This window comes from Nevskia soli (assembly GCF_903970205.1).
In the GTDB taxonomy this organism is placed as follows: domain Bacteria; phylum Acidobacteriota; class Terriglobia; order Bryobacterales; family Bryobacteraceae; genus Bog-113.
In genome coordinates this window covers 1-14,549 of record NZ_CAJCHS010000234.1, presented here as the reverse complement: position 1 = coordinate 14,549, position 14,549 = coordinate 1, and the positions used below count along the sequence as shown (strand labels likewise).

The window sequence follows — 14,549 nt, the reverse complement described above, 5'->3', positions numbered from 1 at the left end:
CGCTGCGGGGCGGTCGGTTCATCGGCTGCGTACTCCCAGTTGCCGAACCATCCGATCCAATATTTGCGCGGATCGCCGGGCGGGGAGTTGAACCAGGAAACGGCGGCGTAGAAGTCCTTTCCCCAGTCCGCCCAGAGCGTGGTCGAAGCCGGATTCTCGCTGGTGAACGTGTGGCCGTCAAACTTGCCCACGAAATACTGGGTCGCCGATCCGCCCTGTATGCCGCCGGGGTTTACGTTCACGATCAACACCCATTTCAGCTCTTTGCTTCCGATATCCGGAGGCAGCGCAAACAGGTCGGGACATTCCCACTGTCCGCCGGTTGCTCCGGCCGGCCCGAAATCGCCGAGGGCGGTCCACTGTAACAGGTTGGTCGAGCCGAAGAAGCGAACCTTATGCTCGTTCGGCAGCGCTGCCGCCATCACCCATTTGCGGCCCGGCGCGTACCAGATCACCTTGGGGTCCCGAAAATCTTTCATGTGCAGATCGATCACGGGATTGCCCTTGTACTTGCTCCAGGTGCGTCCCCGGTCGTTGCTGTAAGCGACGTTCTGCGTCTGCAAGGTCGGCGTATGCCCGGTATATAAAGCCACCAGACAATCCGGACCGGGCCGGCACAAACCGCTTGAATTCGTCTCGTCGACTACGGCGGACCCGGAGAAGATCATGATGCCGTTCTCTTCCGGAATCGCGACGGGCAGCTCGCGCCAGTGCATCAGGTCGACGCTGACCGCGTGTCCCCAACTCATGTGGCCCCACTTATTTCCAAACGGATTGTTCTGATAGAAGAGATGAAACTCGCCCTTATACCAGACGAGGCCGTTGGGATCGTTCGTCCAGGTGCGCGTGGGACTGAAGTGATACTGCAGCCGGTAGGGTTCCTGATAAAGCTGGGCGGCATAGAGGGCAACCGCGAGTAACGCAACAGTACCAGCCAATCCCAGCAATTTCCGCATAAGTGCTGATGCTATCAGACTTACTTCGCATGTCTACTTCACATCACTACTTGACATCCCCGAAAGTAACCACCGACGAGCTTCCGAACTTCTGATACTGCGTATACCGGATGGTCATTTTGATCCGCAGAGGTCCGTTCCGAAACGGTAGCGTATCGTCCGCATAAGTCAGCACGGGAAACCAGAAATTCCCATTTACCGGTCTTCGAATGGTTGTGAACCGCGGAAAGAGATTCTCCTGATGCAGGCTGTATATCTGCGGCACGGCCTGACCTTCGGTCCGCACAATCGCATAGGTCTTCTTCGAGGCCCACACTAAGCCCTCGAAGAATCGCTGATTTTGCAGGATCTGCTTCGGGCGCAGTTGCAGTACCCAACAATCCTCGCCGTCGATCGTCTCCTCGCCCTTGAACTTCACGTCATAGTTGGGGATCAGTTCCTCGCGCAGCACAAAAGGTTGAATGTTCCGGATGTCCGCGAAGTCCTCATCGGTCATTTTCAGGTTCTTCAGGTTGGTCAGAGGCAGCCCGATGGTCCGTTCCGACCGCTCATGCTCGGGCGAAAACACGATATCGCGGGTCTCGCTATAACGGCCCACCTCGCCGCCGCGATCGTTCAACTCCTGCAACAGCAAAGTCTGCCGGTACGCATAGTTCTTGCGCTCCTCCACGGTCTCATCCTCGTGATGCGCGATACGGCGCAGCAAATCGGGAGGAGGCGTCTCGGCGGCGCGGATAATGAAAGCCATGGAGGCGATCATCGACACCAGCGCGGCGAGCGTCAAACCCGACTGGCGGCCCGGCTTGCGGACGGCATTGCGTCCATGGATGATAGGCGTTGGGATTTGCTGGCTGGTGCTCGCGGCGGTTGCGTTCGCGCTGGCGCGTTCGAGACATCTGCCGGCCGCGGTTGCCGTTCCGATCGCGCTCGCGTTTCTAACCGAAGTCACTTTCTATATATTGCCGGGTTTCACGGGAGCCCTCGCTGCGCTGCGACGCATTCAACAACCCCAAGCCGCGGGTTTAACCACTACTGCCGCGCTACTTCCGTATCTGATCCTCACGATTCCGCAGCTCTCGTTCAGCCCCGAGCGCTTTCTCACACTCGCCGCGATCATGGGCGCGGTTGCCTTCTGGTTGCTGCTGCCCGCGCATCCGTTGCGCAATCTCAGTTTCCTGGTTCTGCTCGGCGGGATACTTTTGTCGGGAATTTTCGAGTGGATATACCCATCCCCCGAGGCTAAGACACCCATATTTGTCCTGGGACACCTTACGCTGATCAGTACCGCCGTGCTGGCTGTCCTTCTCTTCGACCCGGGCGATCAGATCCGCTTCGGTTTCATTCCGACCGCCCGCGAATGCGGTATCGGCACCTTGTGGGCGCTAGGCGCGGCGGCCGTGGCGCTTCCACTCGGACTAAAGTTAGGGGTTCTTCATCTTGGCGCCCACCCCGTCCCTTTTTGGGCAGCGCTCGGCGAGGTACTGGCGTTCTTTTGGGTAATCGCGCTCTCCGAGGAGTTTTTCTTCCGCGCCCTGCTCCAACAATGGCTCACCAATTGGACCGGAAGTGCTGAAACCGCCATTATCCTTGCTTCCGCAGCCTTCGGAGCGTGCCACTTGTCCTTCGGCAGACAGTTTCCCAACGTCCGCTTCGCGATTCTGGTAGGCATTGTGGGTTTATTCTACGGCGGAGCGTATCGTCAAGGCAGGAGTATGCGGGCGAGTATGGTAACTCACGCTCTATTGGTAAGTGCCTGGCGCTTATTTTTACACTCTTAACGTAACAGCATTATTCTAAAAGGCGTCCCACACATTTCCCATGCTTTCGCGTTCAAAGTTCCTCCTTCTGATTTCCGGGTTGTTACTCCCCTCTATATCCTCATTCGCAGCGACGGTGAAAACCACGCGCTACGCGCTCATTCTGCAGGATGAACCTGCCGTGAAGCTGATCGGGCACGGTATTCACCGCAACTCGTTTCAGGTGCAGAGCGCTCGGGCGGCCATCAAAACCAAGCAGGCCGCTCTGCGAACCCAACTCGAGTCGCAGGGTTTTCACGTCACGGGTTCCGTGGCCACGCTGCTCAACGCGGTCTTCGTCAAGGCGACTCCGGCCGATGTTCCGCGTCTCCAGTCCCTGCCCGGCGTGAAGTACGTTGCACCTCTGCGCACGCACATCCGCCCGAAACTAAACGTCGCCGTAAATCTGGTGGATGCGACGAACGCTTGGACGGCATTGGGCGGTATCCCAAACGCGGGCTCGGGCCTGTTCATCGCCATCCTCGATACCGGAATCGACCAGACACACCCCGCCTTCCAGGACTCCACGTTGACGACGCCGTCCGGATTCCCGAAGTGCGACACTTCGGCCGATTGCGCCTTCGCCACGAATAAGATCATCGCGGTGCGCAGCTATGTAGCGGAGTTGGACGGCGCCGGCGACGCGGCAACTTCATTTCCCGATGACACCTCGCCCGACGATCGCGTGGGCCACGGCACCGCGGTTGCAATGTGCGCCGGAGGCAATACGGCAGCCGGTCCGCTGGCGACCATCACTGGACTGGCACCTCACGCGTGGCTTGGGAATTACAAGATCTATGGGTCGCCGGGGATCAACGACGGTTCCAGCGACGATGTAATCATTTCCGCCCTCGATGATGCATTCAACGATTACGCCAATATCGCGAATCTCTCTTCGGGCGAGCTGCCGTTCAGCGGTCCGCTCGATACCGGCGCCACATGCGGCAACCCAGCCGGTGAAGCGTGCGATCCGCTGGCCGCCGCCGTCGAGAACGCGGTCATCAGCACCGCTCAAAACGGCGCTCCCGACGGAATGATTGTGGTGGTTGCGGGCGGGAACGACGGAGAAGACACCAACCTGTATCCGACGCTGAATACGATCTCCTCTCCTTCGGACGCGCCGGATGCAATCTCCGTGGGCGCTACCGATAACCAGCGGACCTTCTCAACCTCGGTCCAAATCGCCGGACCGAATGCACCGGCCGATGTGCAGACAGTAACGGCGTTGCCGTCCGCCGATGCACCGCTGCCTTCTAACGTACTTACCGGTCCTGCCATCGATGCCGGCAAGGTCGGCGACGAGTACGGGTGTAGTTCCTTCCCGGCGGGCTCGATGACCGGAGACATCGCACTGATCGAGCGCGGCGCTAGCAATGGTTCCACCGGGTGTCACTTCAGCACCAAGGTCGCCAACGCGCAGGCCGCCGGCGCCATCGGAGTGATTATCTACGACGACATCGTAGAACCGTTGTTCCCCATCGGTACGGGACCCGCGCTTCCCGTTTTCTTTATAGGCAACCAGGATGGTCTCGACATTAAGGCGTACATCGACGCGAATCCAAGCGCCACCGCCAGTCTGAATCCGAACCAGACTGCCGTTCCGACCGGTGACGCGAACGCCGTCGTGGCCTTCTCGTCGCATGGACCGAACATCGGCAACTATGCGATTAAACCGGATCTCGTCGCGACCGGCGCAAACATCTATACCGCGGCGCAAGACATCGATCCGAACGGTGAGGTATACGATCCGTCGCGCTTCATCCTTACGCAGGGAACCAGTTTCTCGACGCCTATCGTTGCGGGAATCACAGCGCTCGTGGTTCAGAAGAACACGACATTCACTCCGCAGCAAGTGCATTCAGCGGTTGTAAACACGGCCAACAACACTGTGGTAACGGATCCCTACTACACCGGGACTGCCGCTGCAAACCCGCTATCCGCGGGCGGCGGATTGGTCGATGCGAACGCCGCTATCAGCACGAGTGTAACTTCAATTCCGTCCACGCTCTCTTTCGGAGTTCTTACTTCCGGGTTTAGTACCGGCGGTCAAACTTTCTCACTGACCAACGCGGGCAGCGCTCCCGTAACGCTCTCGATAAGCCAAACCACTCCGGATAGCGCGACGCATACCAGTCTGAGCGCCACGACTGTTGCCGCCGGCCAGACGACATCGATCACGTTGACGTTGTCCGGCAGTCTTCCCGCCCCCGGTATCTATTACGGCAATGTGGTTGTCACCGGCGGCGCGGTTCCGTTCCACATACCTTACATGTATCTGGTCAGCGATAATACGCCCGCTAACGTGCTTGCGCTTTCGGGGGATGATGCCGGGTTCTCCAACATAGTCGGTCAGTCGATTATCGACGGCGCTCTTTACCTCAAGGTAGTCGACCAGTACGGCATCGGCCTGCAAGGTGTGCCGGTCACCTGGAGCGCACCCGATGGAGGGAGTATCGACCCGACACAGTTTGATAGTTCGACGGATCAGAACGGCTTAGCGGGCGCGGTCGCCTATCTCGGGTCGGTACCCGGTACTTACACCTACTTCGCTTCGGTTCAGGGCTACACTGCCGGCTTTACTTTCTATGATTCGGCGATAGATCAACCCACCATTGCCGCCGGAGGCGTCGTGAACGCGGCGAGCTCCGTCGTCGGCAATGGGATAGCGCCGGGCTCCTACGTTTCCATCTACGGCTCGAATTTCTCCGTTGACACGAACGGGGCTACTTACACCCCGCTGCCGATCGCGATCTACGATGCGGACGGCCTTTCTTATACTTCGGTCGGCTTCGATGCGATCGATTCGAATGGAAGCTTCGTGGAGGCGCCCGGCCCTCTGACTTATGTCAGTCCCGTTCAGATCAACGTGCAGGTACCGTGGGAACTTGCCGGGCAAAGTTCGGTTCAGATCAAAGTTGACTATGAACCAATTAACGGAAATCTGATTACGGTCCCGGTGACAACTTACTCGCCGGCTATGTTTGCATACAGCGGGCAGCCCGCCGCGCTGGATGCCAATTACAACCTGATTGGTTCATCCAACCCCGCGACTCGCGGGCAGGTGATCCAGATCTACTGCAACGGCCTCGGCCCCGTTTCGAATACGCCGGCGGACGGTGCGTCGGCGGTGGCAAGTCCGCTTTCAGAAATCACCGGCACGCTGCCCGTAGTGACCATCGGCGGCCAAAACGCTGCCGTCGGTTTTGCCGGACTCGCGCCCGGTTTCGCCGGCCTCTATCAATTGAACGTTACCGTTCCCACCGGTATCGGGACCGGATCGCAACCGGTTACGCTCAGCATCGGCGGTGTTGCCGCGCCGTCGCTGAGTATGTATGTGCAATAGTTTGACTGAATGCGTGGTCTTCTAGCCGGTCCGCTTTTCGCGGTCGTTCTGATAGCGGCGCCTCAGATGGGTGAGCAGGCGCCGCTGCCGCGCGCGGGATCACCCGGCCAGTCCGGCTCTCCCGTGCCGGGCGTGCCGGACGCTTCTGCGCCTTCGAAGGGCGACAGGAGTCAGAAGGTCGACAAGCTAGACAAACTCACGACTACGGGCAAGGTACTCCGCAACGATGGTAAGTTAATCGAAATCGAGAGCGACGATACCCGCATCATCATCTGTAAGATCACCTCGAAAACAGAGTTCAGCGGACCGGACGGCAAGCTAACCAAGGAAGATATAGAGCCCGGCACTCACGTCCGCCTGGTAGCTGTCGGCGATGAAGAGCATACTCTAACGGCTTCTTCGGTAGTTATCGAGAATCCGGCGGAGAAACCCAAGAACGAGGTGACGGCTACCATTGACCGCGCCCCGGAGGACGAAGACGGCCGTCCCATCTTACGCCACGGAAAACCCAAGCCGAAGTCCCATACCGATGACGACGATGATGACGTTACAGTAGCTTCAGCCGCGAAGCCCGCAAGCACGGCTCCGGCTTCACCGGCGCCGGAGCCGACCGTCGAGCCCAAGCCGATAGCGGCGCCCGAAGCAAAGCCCAAGAAGCTGATCGATCGCGCGATCGAGGCCAGCAATGAATTCACCAACCGTCTTCCCAACTTCGTATGTCAGCAAATCACGACGCGCTATGAGCGCAACAACAAGGTTGACGGCTTCCGTCCGATCGACGTGATTACCGCGAATATCAGTTACGTTGATGGCGTCGAGAAGTACGAGAACATCAAAGTAGGCAACCGCCCGGTGAGTACAGGGATGATGGACATCAAGAACGGTGCGCGCTCCACGGGCGAGTTCGGTACTGTGCTCGATAGCTTGTTTGCGCGCCAAACCGCCGCCGAATTCACCTTTGCGCGCAACGAGTTATTCCGCCGCACCGCCACTCAGGTTTTCGATTTCAAGGTACCTCACGAGACTTCGAACTGGACGATTACCATCGGCGGCGAAACCATACGTCCGGGGTACAGCGGCAGCATCTGGATAGATAAAGAAACCGCGCGAGTGCTGCGATTCGAACGCCAGGCGGACAATATCCCGGAAGCGTTTCCGAACGATACCGTAGAGCAAAGCATCGATTTCGAACCGGTCCTGATCGGCAGCCATAAAGTGCTGCTGCCCGTCGAATCGAAAAACATCGCCTGTCAGCGCGGATCGGCCTACTGCACCCGCAACGTGATTGAGTGGCGCAACTACCGGCAGTTCGGCGCGGAATCTACAGTAGACTTCTCGAAGTAAGGGATCAAGTCCACTCAAAACCCATTAGCTCCGGCCCACAAACGCATCGAAAGCGCCGGTCTCTACCGTGTCTCCATGCTTCATTTGCACGAAAATGCGGTAATGCCCGGCTGAAGGAAATCCATAGGGAAACGACACTGCATTCGGCAGCGCTGCCGGTTCCGTTCCATCCATGTTCATGGAACCCATACCGTCGGGCCGCGACATCATAAAGGCGGCCATAGCCACGCTGCCATTCGGATGGATGTGCGCGAATACAGTTCCGTCAGTCTTCACAAAGGCGGCGTGCCCCAACATACCCATGTAGAGCCGCATGTCCTGCGGCGCATGGCCGGCTGGATCCAGTAACTCAAATCGAAACAACTCCGCCCGCTTCGCAACCCATGCGGCAGGCGCATCGAACCGCATCTTATACCCATCGGGAAGCAGGAACTCCGTGGTATTCGCGTGCACTTCGGAGGCAGGCGTCGCCGATACCGCCGCGTCATCACCATCCAAAGCCCGGCCCGTAACGCTACTCTCCGGAACGTTCATCGACGCGGTAAGTGTCTCGGGAAATCCATCCTCATGCACGACATCGGCGTATAACTTGTAGCGGCCCGGCGCAATCGACGGCATTTGCAGTTCGAACACACCGGCACCAGTCATATCCGGGTGTAGATGATACACGCGGTCTAACTCCGGCTGCCGGATCAGATAGAGGTGCATCAAGTGCCCATGATCCGGGACAAAGTCATCCGACTTACGAAACGGAAGCCAGCCGGGGTCGGTTACCTTCAGCCTGAGTACGCCGCCGCTTAGCGAAGGAGTCATCTGCAGCGGCTTATAGATGTTCGCCTGGTAAGTAGCCGCTTCCGCCGTCCACCAGGAGTTTCCCAGCCAGGTTATGAAGATCAATACGGCGAGTGCGCCGCCCACCACCATCAGCTGACGCACCCGCGCCTGCCGGGTCGGTGCAACTCCGGGCGCGAGTTCCGCTTCGGTGGCGGCCGCCCCGATAATACCGGCAAGCCCTACCACCAGGACGCACAGAATCGCGAACAGAAAGAACCCAAGCCCGGTCGGCATCGTCAGAGTTCGTTGCGCGATGGCGGGCAGGGGCACCGATACCGTGGCGGGGCCCTTGTCCCCATCCACGACAACGCGGACCTGCATCGATCCCGCGGCCATCAGCCAGACCGCTCCCGTAAAGTACTGCGGGTCTTGTTTCGACTGCCGCAGCGCGTCGGCCACAGGCGCATGTCTGGCAGCCTCACCCGTAAGTCCCAGCGGCGTAGCGTTCATCGCGTGTACGCCCGGGCTCGTCGTACGTATCTGAATTTGCGCCACACCTGGGATTACCGGCGGAGGCTGCACGGTAACGAATAGCGAATACGGTCCGGCTTGCGCGTCGAAATATACATCCGGACTTCCCACATGGCCGAACGCAGCAGAGGCGCCGGCCAACAGTAGGAGTACGAAGCGTAAGTACACGTTAGCGGCGCACCCGGCGCATCCAATCGCCCCAGGCCATCCCGAGCCGCATGCTGGCCATCGCGAAAATCATGGCTAGCCCGATGTTCGCCCAGAACTCCGGCGTTGACTCCAGGGTCACGAACAGTCCTCGGGCTAAGTGCGATTGCGCCGGAAGAAAGTACCCGAAGTACCCGGTTCCGAAGAAAGCGTTGCGCGAAGCGGGTGACATCAGAAAGTCTGCGAATGGCCATTCCACGGCGAGGAGCGCGAGTACAAAAATGGCGCCGCTTACAACGGCGACGATCGACTTCGATAAGTTGGCCGTTCGCTGCCACAGTAAGTCAAGACAAAACGCCGGCACGATCAGTAAGATCGGGAATTGCTGCGGAACGAAGTGAGTGACCGCCTGGTACACTGGCCCGAGCTTCGGCACCGCCGGAAAAAGCGGCAAGATCAGGATCAACCCGATATTAAGCAAAGTATAGACGCCGGTGACGATTGTCGCCGCGAATTTTTGATTGGCAGCGCGCCAGACCCCGGCCAGAACAAACGGCAGCAGAATCGCCATCATCCGGTAGGGCAGCGACGAATGTAGATGGATGCGGTCATTGAATTCCAGCAGCAGTACCTGCAGCAGAGCGATCAGCATGCCGCCGGTATAAAGAAACAGCCACTGAAGTTGTTTCCACTGACGGCCCGTGGCGCGATTCATATAGCCGAGCGTCAGGATTAACGCGCCCATTCCGACCGCGAAAATACCCGTGATCAGAGCGACATGCGGCGGGCTCACGATCTTGACATCGAGTCCGTAGGCGTCGTGCCACCAGTTATCGAAGGGCGCGGAAGTAAGCATGACGATACCGCCCCACGCCGCGATAAACGCTCCTAGGGGACCGCGAAATCCGAGGACATGCACCACCGCGGTATGTCCTCCGCGAGTGAATGTGTCGCGCAGGATCAGATAGCCACATACAACGCCGGCGAGTACGCCGCAGAAGTAAATGGCCATATGAGCGGGCGTCCAGAAAGTATCGCGCCCGATGCTGCTATGCCACGAAATGTCCCACTGGCCACCGATGATGGCCGAAGTAATCGCCAGAACGGAGCACCATACGTACCAGGGCGTGCGCGTGTCTGGCGCCGGAGGGGCGGTTGAGGGATAGGTTGCCATGAAGATGAATGTCTGACTCAATCGTATCGGATGCACGCGCTCCTGGGGACCCGGGCCAGATAAACTGGCGTTGGAGAAACACGCACAGTTACGTCGCGGAACACCATCAAACGATCGACGGTGAACCCGTCGAGGTTCGCGTCGCTATCTCGACCACCAGGTCACGGTGAAGCTGGTTCCGTCGATCGATAGAAACGAAGGCACGGCCTGCTCGATCTGCTTGTTAACGATGACCGAGGCCTGCACGCGATCGCCGAAGGCGCCGATCGGACCGGACGTGGTGGAGTCCGTCGCCGCATTGGTACCTTCGGCCGTTGTGAAGTCGCTGCCGAATCGCACGGCATTGAAGTCGGTCAGTCCATATGCGCCGTTCAATTCAACGATCCACTCGGCGGAGTTCCTGTGCGCATCGAGAACGGCCGCAGTGGTGCTATGGGATTTGCCGGTGGTCAGATTCGTGAGAGTCACCGTGAAAACGGAATAGCTATACGCGACCGACGCGGAAATATTGTCGCCCGGCTTTACGGGCACGCTGGTAATCGTAACGCCGGCTTTCGGCGCAAATTCGTACCAGGCGTAATAGTAGGGCTCCAGCCCGTTGCAACCCGCTTCGACTCCGGTCTGCTCCACCGTTGCGTCGTTCCAACCGTCGATGCCCACCCAAAACGAAACCGAGCCGTAAGGGCTGGCCGTGCAATCCACCGTCGGCACGGTCCACGAGCCGCTCGCCGCTGTGAACTCTTCGCCAACCACCGCGTAACCGGCCCAGTTGCTGCTTTCGAAAACCTTGATGTTCCCCAACTGCGCGGCGGCCGGGCCCAGGGAAATGCGCGGGGCATGGGCTTGCGGGGCAATGGGAAAGCCGGGCGGCAACTGCGCCCAGACCGGCAGCGTCAGGAACAACATGGTTAGTATGGTGGGTTGCATCAGCGGTCGATTATATACCGGCTACGCCGTTAGCTCCGTTGCCCGTTCGGTTTCTGGATCGCTATCGCGCTTCACACCCCATTAGCCAAAGCAATCAGCCTGTCGGCATGCTTCAGCGCTTCGGGCGTCACCCGCTGGCCGGAGATCATGCGCGCAATTTCATCGCGACGCTCCGACTTACTAAGCTCAGCGACGCGTGTCGTCGTTCTGTCGCCGGCCTCGATCTTGTCCACTCGAAAGTGATGATCGGCGAAGCTCGCAACCTGCGCCAGGTGCGTGACACATAAGACTTGATTGGACGAAGCCAAGCGTTTCAAGCGCCGCGCAACGCCTTCCGCCGCGCTCCCGCCGATGCCGGTGTCCACTTCATCGAAGACCAGCGTGCGTCCCGACCCCGCCGGTTGGGAAGCCACCAGACAGCTCTTCAACGCCAAGGCGACGCGCGAAATCTCGCCGCCGGAAGCGATGCGTTCGATGGGCTTCGGCTCTTCGCCCCGGTTCGGCGACACCAGAAAACGCACGCTGTCCGCGCCCAGTTCACTCCATTCGCCCGGGGTCACTTCGATGCGAAAGACCGTGCGCTCCATCGCGAGCTCGGCCAGCTCCGCTTCCACCGCCTTCGAAAGTTTCGCGGCTGCCTTCTTGCGAATTTCGCTTAGTTGCGCCGAGAGCTCGCTGAATGCCGCGGTCAACAAGCGCTGGTCGTACTCCAACTCAGCCAGGCGCTGATCCGCGTTTTCAAGCCCGGCAATCTGCCTCTCCACATCCGCCAGAAACACGAGAACGGCATCCAGCGATCCGCCGTATTTGCGCTTCAATCGCTCAATCAGCGCCAGCCGTGTTTCGATGGCGTCCAGGCGATCGGGATCGGCTTCCAGACGGTCCAGATAATCGCGCAGCGCGTACGAAGCCTCTTGAACCGCGATCACGGCGGGATCGAGCGTTGCGCGAATATCCTCCAGCGCGCTATCGATGCGGCCGACATCTTCCAGCTTCCGCATGGCAACCCGAAGCGCGGCGAAGGCCGATTCCGGCGCTTCATACAACGACTGATAGGCGGCGCCAGCCGTTTCCAGAAGGCGTTCCGTATTCTGCGCCACGCGGCGCTCGGCGTCCAGCGCGACATCTTCGCCGGGCTTCAATGCCGCCGCGGAAATCTCTTTCTGCTGAAACCGCCATATATCGAGTTGCCGTAATTTGTCTTGCTCGTTGCCTTGCAGCGCCTTCAGTTCCTGCTCAACGGCGCGCCATTTCCGGTAAGCGCTCCAAACCGCTGCGAGCATTTCCGAGTCGCGCGCAAAGGCATCGAGCATGTCGCGCTGGGCCGCGGGATCGTAAAGCTGCTGCTGATCGTGCTGGCCGTGGATGTCTCCGAGAAACGGCGCTAATTGCCGCAGCATGCCGGCCGTCGCGGCGCGTCCGGCAACGTACACGCGGCTCTTGCCGTTCGCCAGAATCTCGCGCTCGATGGGCAACTCCCCGTCTTCAATTTCGAAGCCCAGCTCCTGGATTACGGCTTCCAGCAGCTGATTTCCGGTGACATCGAAGCGCCCGGAAACACGCGCGCGCTGTTCTCCCGACCGAATGACGTCGGCCGACGCGCGGCCCCCAAACAACAGGTCCAGCGCGCCTACCAGGATCGATTTGCCGCTCCCGGTTTCCCCTGTTAACAAATTCAAACCGGGATGAAACGCGACGCGCAGCTTATCCACGACGGCGTAGTTTTCGACAGCCAGCTCAAGCAGCATGTTTGGTCAGACCAGTTTCTTCAAAAGCGAGTCAGCAACAGGATACCGTTTGCGCGTACCTTCGTCCTTTTGCGAACCATCGCGCGTCATCTATCCAGCGAGCCGCGTCTTAACATTGGACATAATGGAACTAATGATGGAAACGTCACCCAAGTGATGGTCCTTACCTCTCTCGATGTCACCTCGCCCGCCTGGGCGCCCTTCGCGTTATTTCAAGTCGATATCTGGAGCATGGTCGAGCGCACGCCGCTGCCTGGGATGGTTGTCCTCGGGCTGCTGGTCATCGCGTCGATCGCGTCCTGGATGATTATCTTTTCCAAGTGGAGCACTTTCGGCAAGGCCCGCAACGCGGATACGCGATTCCTGCGCGCATTTCGCAAAGCCAGCGGACTGGAATCGGTGATGGTGGCCAGCGAACAATTTCGTCCGTCGCCGCTCGTGTCGGTCTTCGATTTCGGATATGAGGAAGTCGCGCGGCAGGTGAAGGCGAAAGGCGGCATCACGAATCGCGTGTCGATCGAGCGCACGCTGCAGCTGGGCGCGAGCGAAGCTCTCGCCAAGCTGGAACGCAACATGAACTGGCTCGCGACCGCCGCGTCGGTTTCGCCGTTCGTGGGATTGCTGGGAACTGTTATCGGAATTATCCGCGCGTTCGAAGGTCTCGGCGCGGCGGGAAGCACGAGTTTGCGAGCGGTCGCGCCCGGCATTGCGGATTCGTTAATCGCTACGGCTGCCGGGCTCTTCGCCGCCATTCCAGCCGCGATCTTCTACAACTACTTCGGATCGATCGTGCGCGAAACCGGAACGCGCATGGACGATTTCTCCCTCGAGTTCATGAACATGGCGGAGCGGAGCTTCGGCGAATAGCATGGCCTTCTCGACCAATGGACTCGGATCGCGCGGCCGGCGCGGCGGCACCGCGCCTCTGGCGGAGATCAACGTCACGCCGTTTGTGGATGTCGTGCTCGTGTTGCTGATTATCTTCATGCTGACCGCGCACGTGATGGAGTACGGGCTCGAAGTCGAAGTTCCGCAAACCAAGACCGTGAAGACGTCCACCAAAGAGTTGCCGATCGTCACCATCACCAAGACCGGCGCCATCTATCTGGGCAAGCAGGAAGTCAATTTCCACGAGCTGGGCGATGTGATCCACACCCGGTTCGCCGGACAGACCGCCGTGTATGTGCGCGCCGATAAAGAAACGCCGTACGATCCCATCGCGCAGGTCATCAGCGAACTGGGCGATGCCAAACTGCAAGTGAGCCTGGTCACGCAGCCGCAGGACACTTCCCGGCTGCCGGGCCGTTGACCTGCACCTTTGAGCAACCATGCGACCTGCCGCGGCATCCCACGTCAATCTGCTCGAAGAGCCCGAGCATCTCGGCACGCCGTTTCTCTTCTCGATCCTGTTCCATGCGGGGATCGTGGCACTGATGATCGGGATTACAGCGATCGAAATGAAGCGCAATAGCGAACTGATGGGCGATTTGCATCCGGGCGCGGGCGTCGCCATCACGGCGGTGAAGACCATCCCGATTCAACAGAAGCAGGGGGAGATCAATCGCCTGGCGAACGACACGCAGACAGTCGTCCCGCAAGCGCCGTTGAAATTGCGCGAGCAGCGGCCCGAGCAGAAACGGCCGCCCGAAAAAGCCATCGAACTGCCGACGGAAAAACCGCTGAAGATCCAACCGAAGCCCGTTTCGCAAAATTTGTATCGGCCGCATCAGGACTACAAACCGAACCAGGTTTTCTCGCACACCGCCCCGGCATTGGTGAGCCCGCAGGTTGGTTTACAAGGCGCGGGCG

Annotated in this window: 12 protein-coding genes; 6 read left to right on the top strand and 6 right to left on the bottom strand. The window is 59.4% G+C overall.

The genetic code is table 11. The features are described from left to right. Both H1Y01_RS10615 and H1Y01_RS10610 read right to left on the bottom strand, forming a co-directional pair. On the bottom strand, window positions 1-956 hold a 956-nt coding region (locus H1Y01_RS10615; protein ID WP_180540492.1), incomplete at its 3' end, for a glycoside hydrolase family 32 protein. A 46-nt stretch (window positions 957-1,002) separates the two neighbouring features. Continuing rightward, window positions 1,003-1,704: an outer membrane lipoprotein-sorting protein gene (locus H1Y01_RS10610; protein ID WP_219341447.1), complete on the bottom strand. Its 702-nt coding sequence runs from the start codon at window positions 1,702-1,704 to the stop codon at window positions 1,003-1,005. On the opposite strand from H1Y01_RS10610, the gene H1Y01_RS10605 reads away from it, so the two are divergent. The 3 genes from H1Y01_RS10605 to H1Y01_RS10595 are packed head-to-tail and all read left to right on the top strand — an operon-like array spanning window position 1,703 to window position 7,439. Further along, window positions 1,703-2,734 (top strand): CPBP family intramembrane glutamic endopeptidase, encoded by a 1,032-nt coding sequence (locus tag H1Y01_RS10605; protein WP_180540491.1) that lies wholly within the window; start codon window positions 1,703-1,705, stop codon window positions 2,732-2,734. The genes H1Y01_RS10610 and H1Y01_RS10605 overlap by 2 nt on opposite strands. 40 nt (window positions 2,735-2,774) lie before the next feature. Beyond that, window positions 2,775-6,095, top strand: coding sequence for a S8 family serine peptidase (locus H1Y01_RS10600; RefSeq protein WP_180540490.1), 3,321 nt, complete (start codon window positions 2,775-2,777; stop codon window positions 6,093-6,095). Window positions 6,096-6,104: 9 nt separating this feature from the next. Then, the gene (locus tag H1Y01_RS10595; protein WP_180540489.1) at window positions 6,105-7,439 is read left to right on the top strand and encodes a hypothetical protein; all 1,335 of its coding nucleotides are present in this window, start codon (window positions 6,105-6,107) and stop codon (window positions 7,437-7,439) included. A 24-nt stretch (window positions 7,440-7,463) separates the two neighbouring features. On the opposite strand, the gene H1Y01_RS10590 is transcribed toward H1Y01_RS10595, so the two are convergent. The 4 genes from H1Y01_RS10590 to recN form a co-directional block, all read right to left on the bottom strand. Next, complete coding sequence (locus H1Y01_RS10590) at window positions 7,464-8,885, bottom strand: hypothetical protein (RefSeq protein ID WP_180540488.1); 1,422 nt, start codon at window positions 8,883-8,885, stop codon at window positions 7,464-7,466. A 28-nt stretch (window positions 8,886-8,913) separates the two neighbouring features. Further along, window positions 8,914-10,065: a hypothetical protein gene (locus H1Y01_RS10585; protein ID WP_219341446.1), complete on the bottom strand. Its 1,152-nt coding sequence runs from the start codon at window positions 10,063-10,065 to the stop codon at window positions 8,914-8,916. A gap of 144 nt (window positions 10,066-10,209) precedes the next feature. After that, complete coding sequence (locus tag H1Y01_RS10580; protein WP_180540487.1) at window positions 10,210-10,992, bottom strand: G1 family glutamic endopeptidase; 783 nt, start codon at window positions 10,990-10,992, stop codon at window positions 10,210-10,212. A gap of 71 nt (window positions 10,993-11,063) precedes the next feature. Next, window positions 11,064-12,740 carry a DNA repair protein RecN gene (gene recN / locus H1Y01_RS10575; protein ID WP_180540486.1) on the bottom strand — a complete coding sequence of 559 codons (1,677 nt, stop codon included), beginning with the start codon at window positions 12,738-12,740 and terminating at the stop codon, window positions 11,064-11,066. A gap of 156 nt (window positions 12,741-12,896) precedes the next feature. On the opposite strand from recN, the gene H1Y01_RS10570 reads away from it, so the two are divergent. The 3 genes from H1Y01_RS10570 to H1Y01_RS10560 all read left to right on the top strand — a co-directional run. After that, the gene (locus H1Y01_RS10570; RefSeq protein WP_180540485.1) at window positions 12,897-13,607 is read left to right on the top strand and encodes a MotA/TolQ/ExbB proton channel family protein; all 711 of its coding nucleotides are present in this window, start codon (window positions 12,897-12,899) and stop codon (window positions 13,605-13,607) included. Window position 13,608: 1 nt separating this feature from the next. Beyond that, window positions 13,609-14,049, top strand: a complete 441-nt coding sequence (locus H1Y01_RS10565; protein WP_180540484.1) for an ExbD/TolR family protein — start codon at window positions 13,609-13,611, stop codon at window positions 14,047-14,049. Window positions 14,050-14,068: 19 nt separating this feature from the next. Beyond that, window positions 14,069-14,549, top strand: a 481-nt coding sequence (locus H1Y01_RS10560; RefSeq protein WP_180540483.1) for a hypothetical protein, incomplete at its 3' end; no start/stop codon positions are given.

Excerpts from the sequence above, each read along its gene's own strand:
- H1Y01_RS10600 (WP_180540490.1), top strand. The coding sequence starts at position 2,775 with ATGCTTTCGCGTTCAAAGTTCCTCCTTCTGATTTCCGGGTTGTTACTC.
- H1Y01_RS10605 (WP_180540491.1), top strand. The coding sequence starts at position 1,703 with ATGGAGGCGATCATCGACACCAGCGCGGCGAGCGTCAAACCCGACTGG.
- H1Y01_RS10585 (WP_219341446.1), bottom strand. The coding sequence starts at position 10,065 with ATGGCAACCTATCCCTCAACCGCCCCTCCGGCGCCAGACACGCGCACG.
- H1Y01_RS10565 (WP_180540484.1), top strand. The coding sequence starts at position 13,609 with ATGGCCTTCTCGACCAATGGACTCGGATCGCGCGGCCGGCGCGGCGGC.
- H1Y01_RS10580 (WP_180540487.1), bottom strand. The coding sequence starts at position 10,992 with ATGCAACCCACCATACTAACCATGTTGTTCCTGACGCTGCCGGTCTGG.
- recN (WP_180540486.1), bottom strand. The coding sequence starts at position 12,740 with ATGCTGCTTGAGCTGGCTGTCGAAAACTACGCCGTCGTGGATAAGCTG.
- H1Y01_RS10570 (WP_180540485.1), top strand. The coding sequence starts at position 12,897 with ATGGTCCTTACCTCTCTCGATGTCACCTCGCCCGCCTGGGCGCCCTTC.
- H1Y01_RS10610 (WP_219341447.1), bottom strand. The coding sequence starts at position 1,704 with ATGGCTTTCATTATCCGCGCCGCCGAGACGCCTCCTCCCGATTTGCTG.
- H1Y01_RS10595 (WP_180540489.1), top strand. The coding sequence starts at position 6,105 with ATGCGTGGTCTTCTAGCCGGTCCGCTTTTCGCGGTCGTTCTGATAGCG.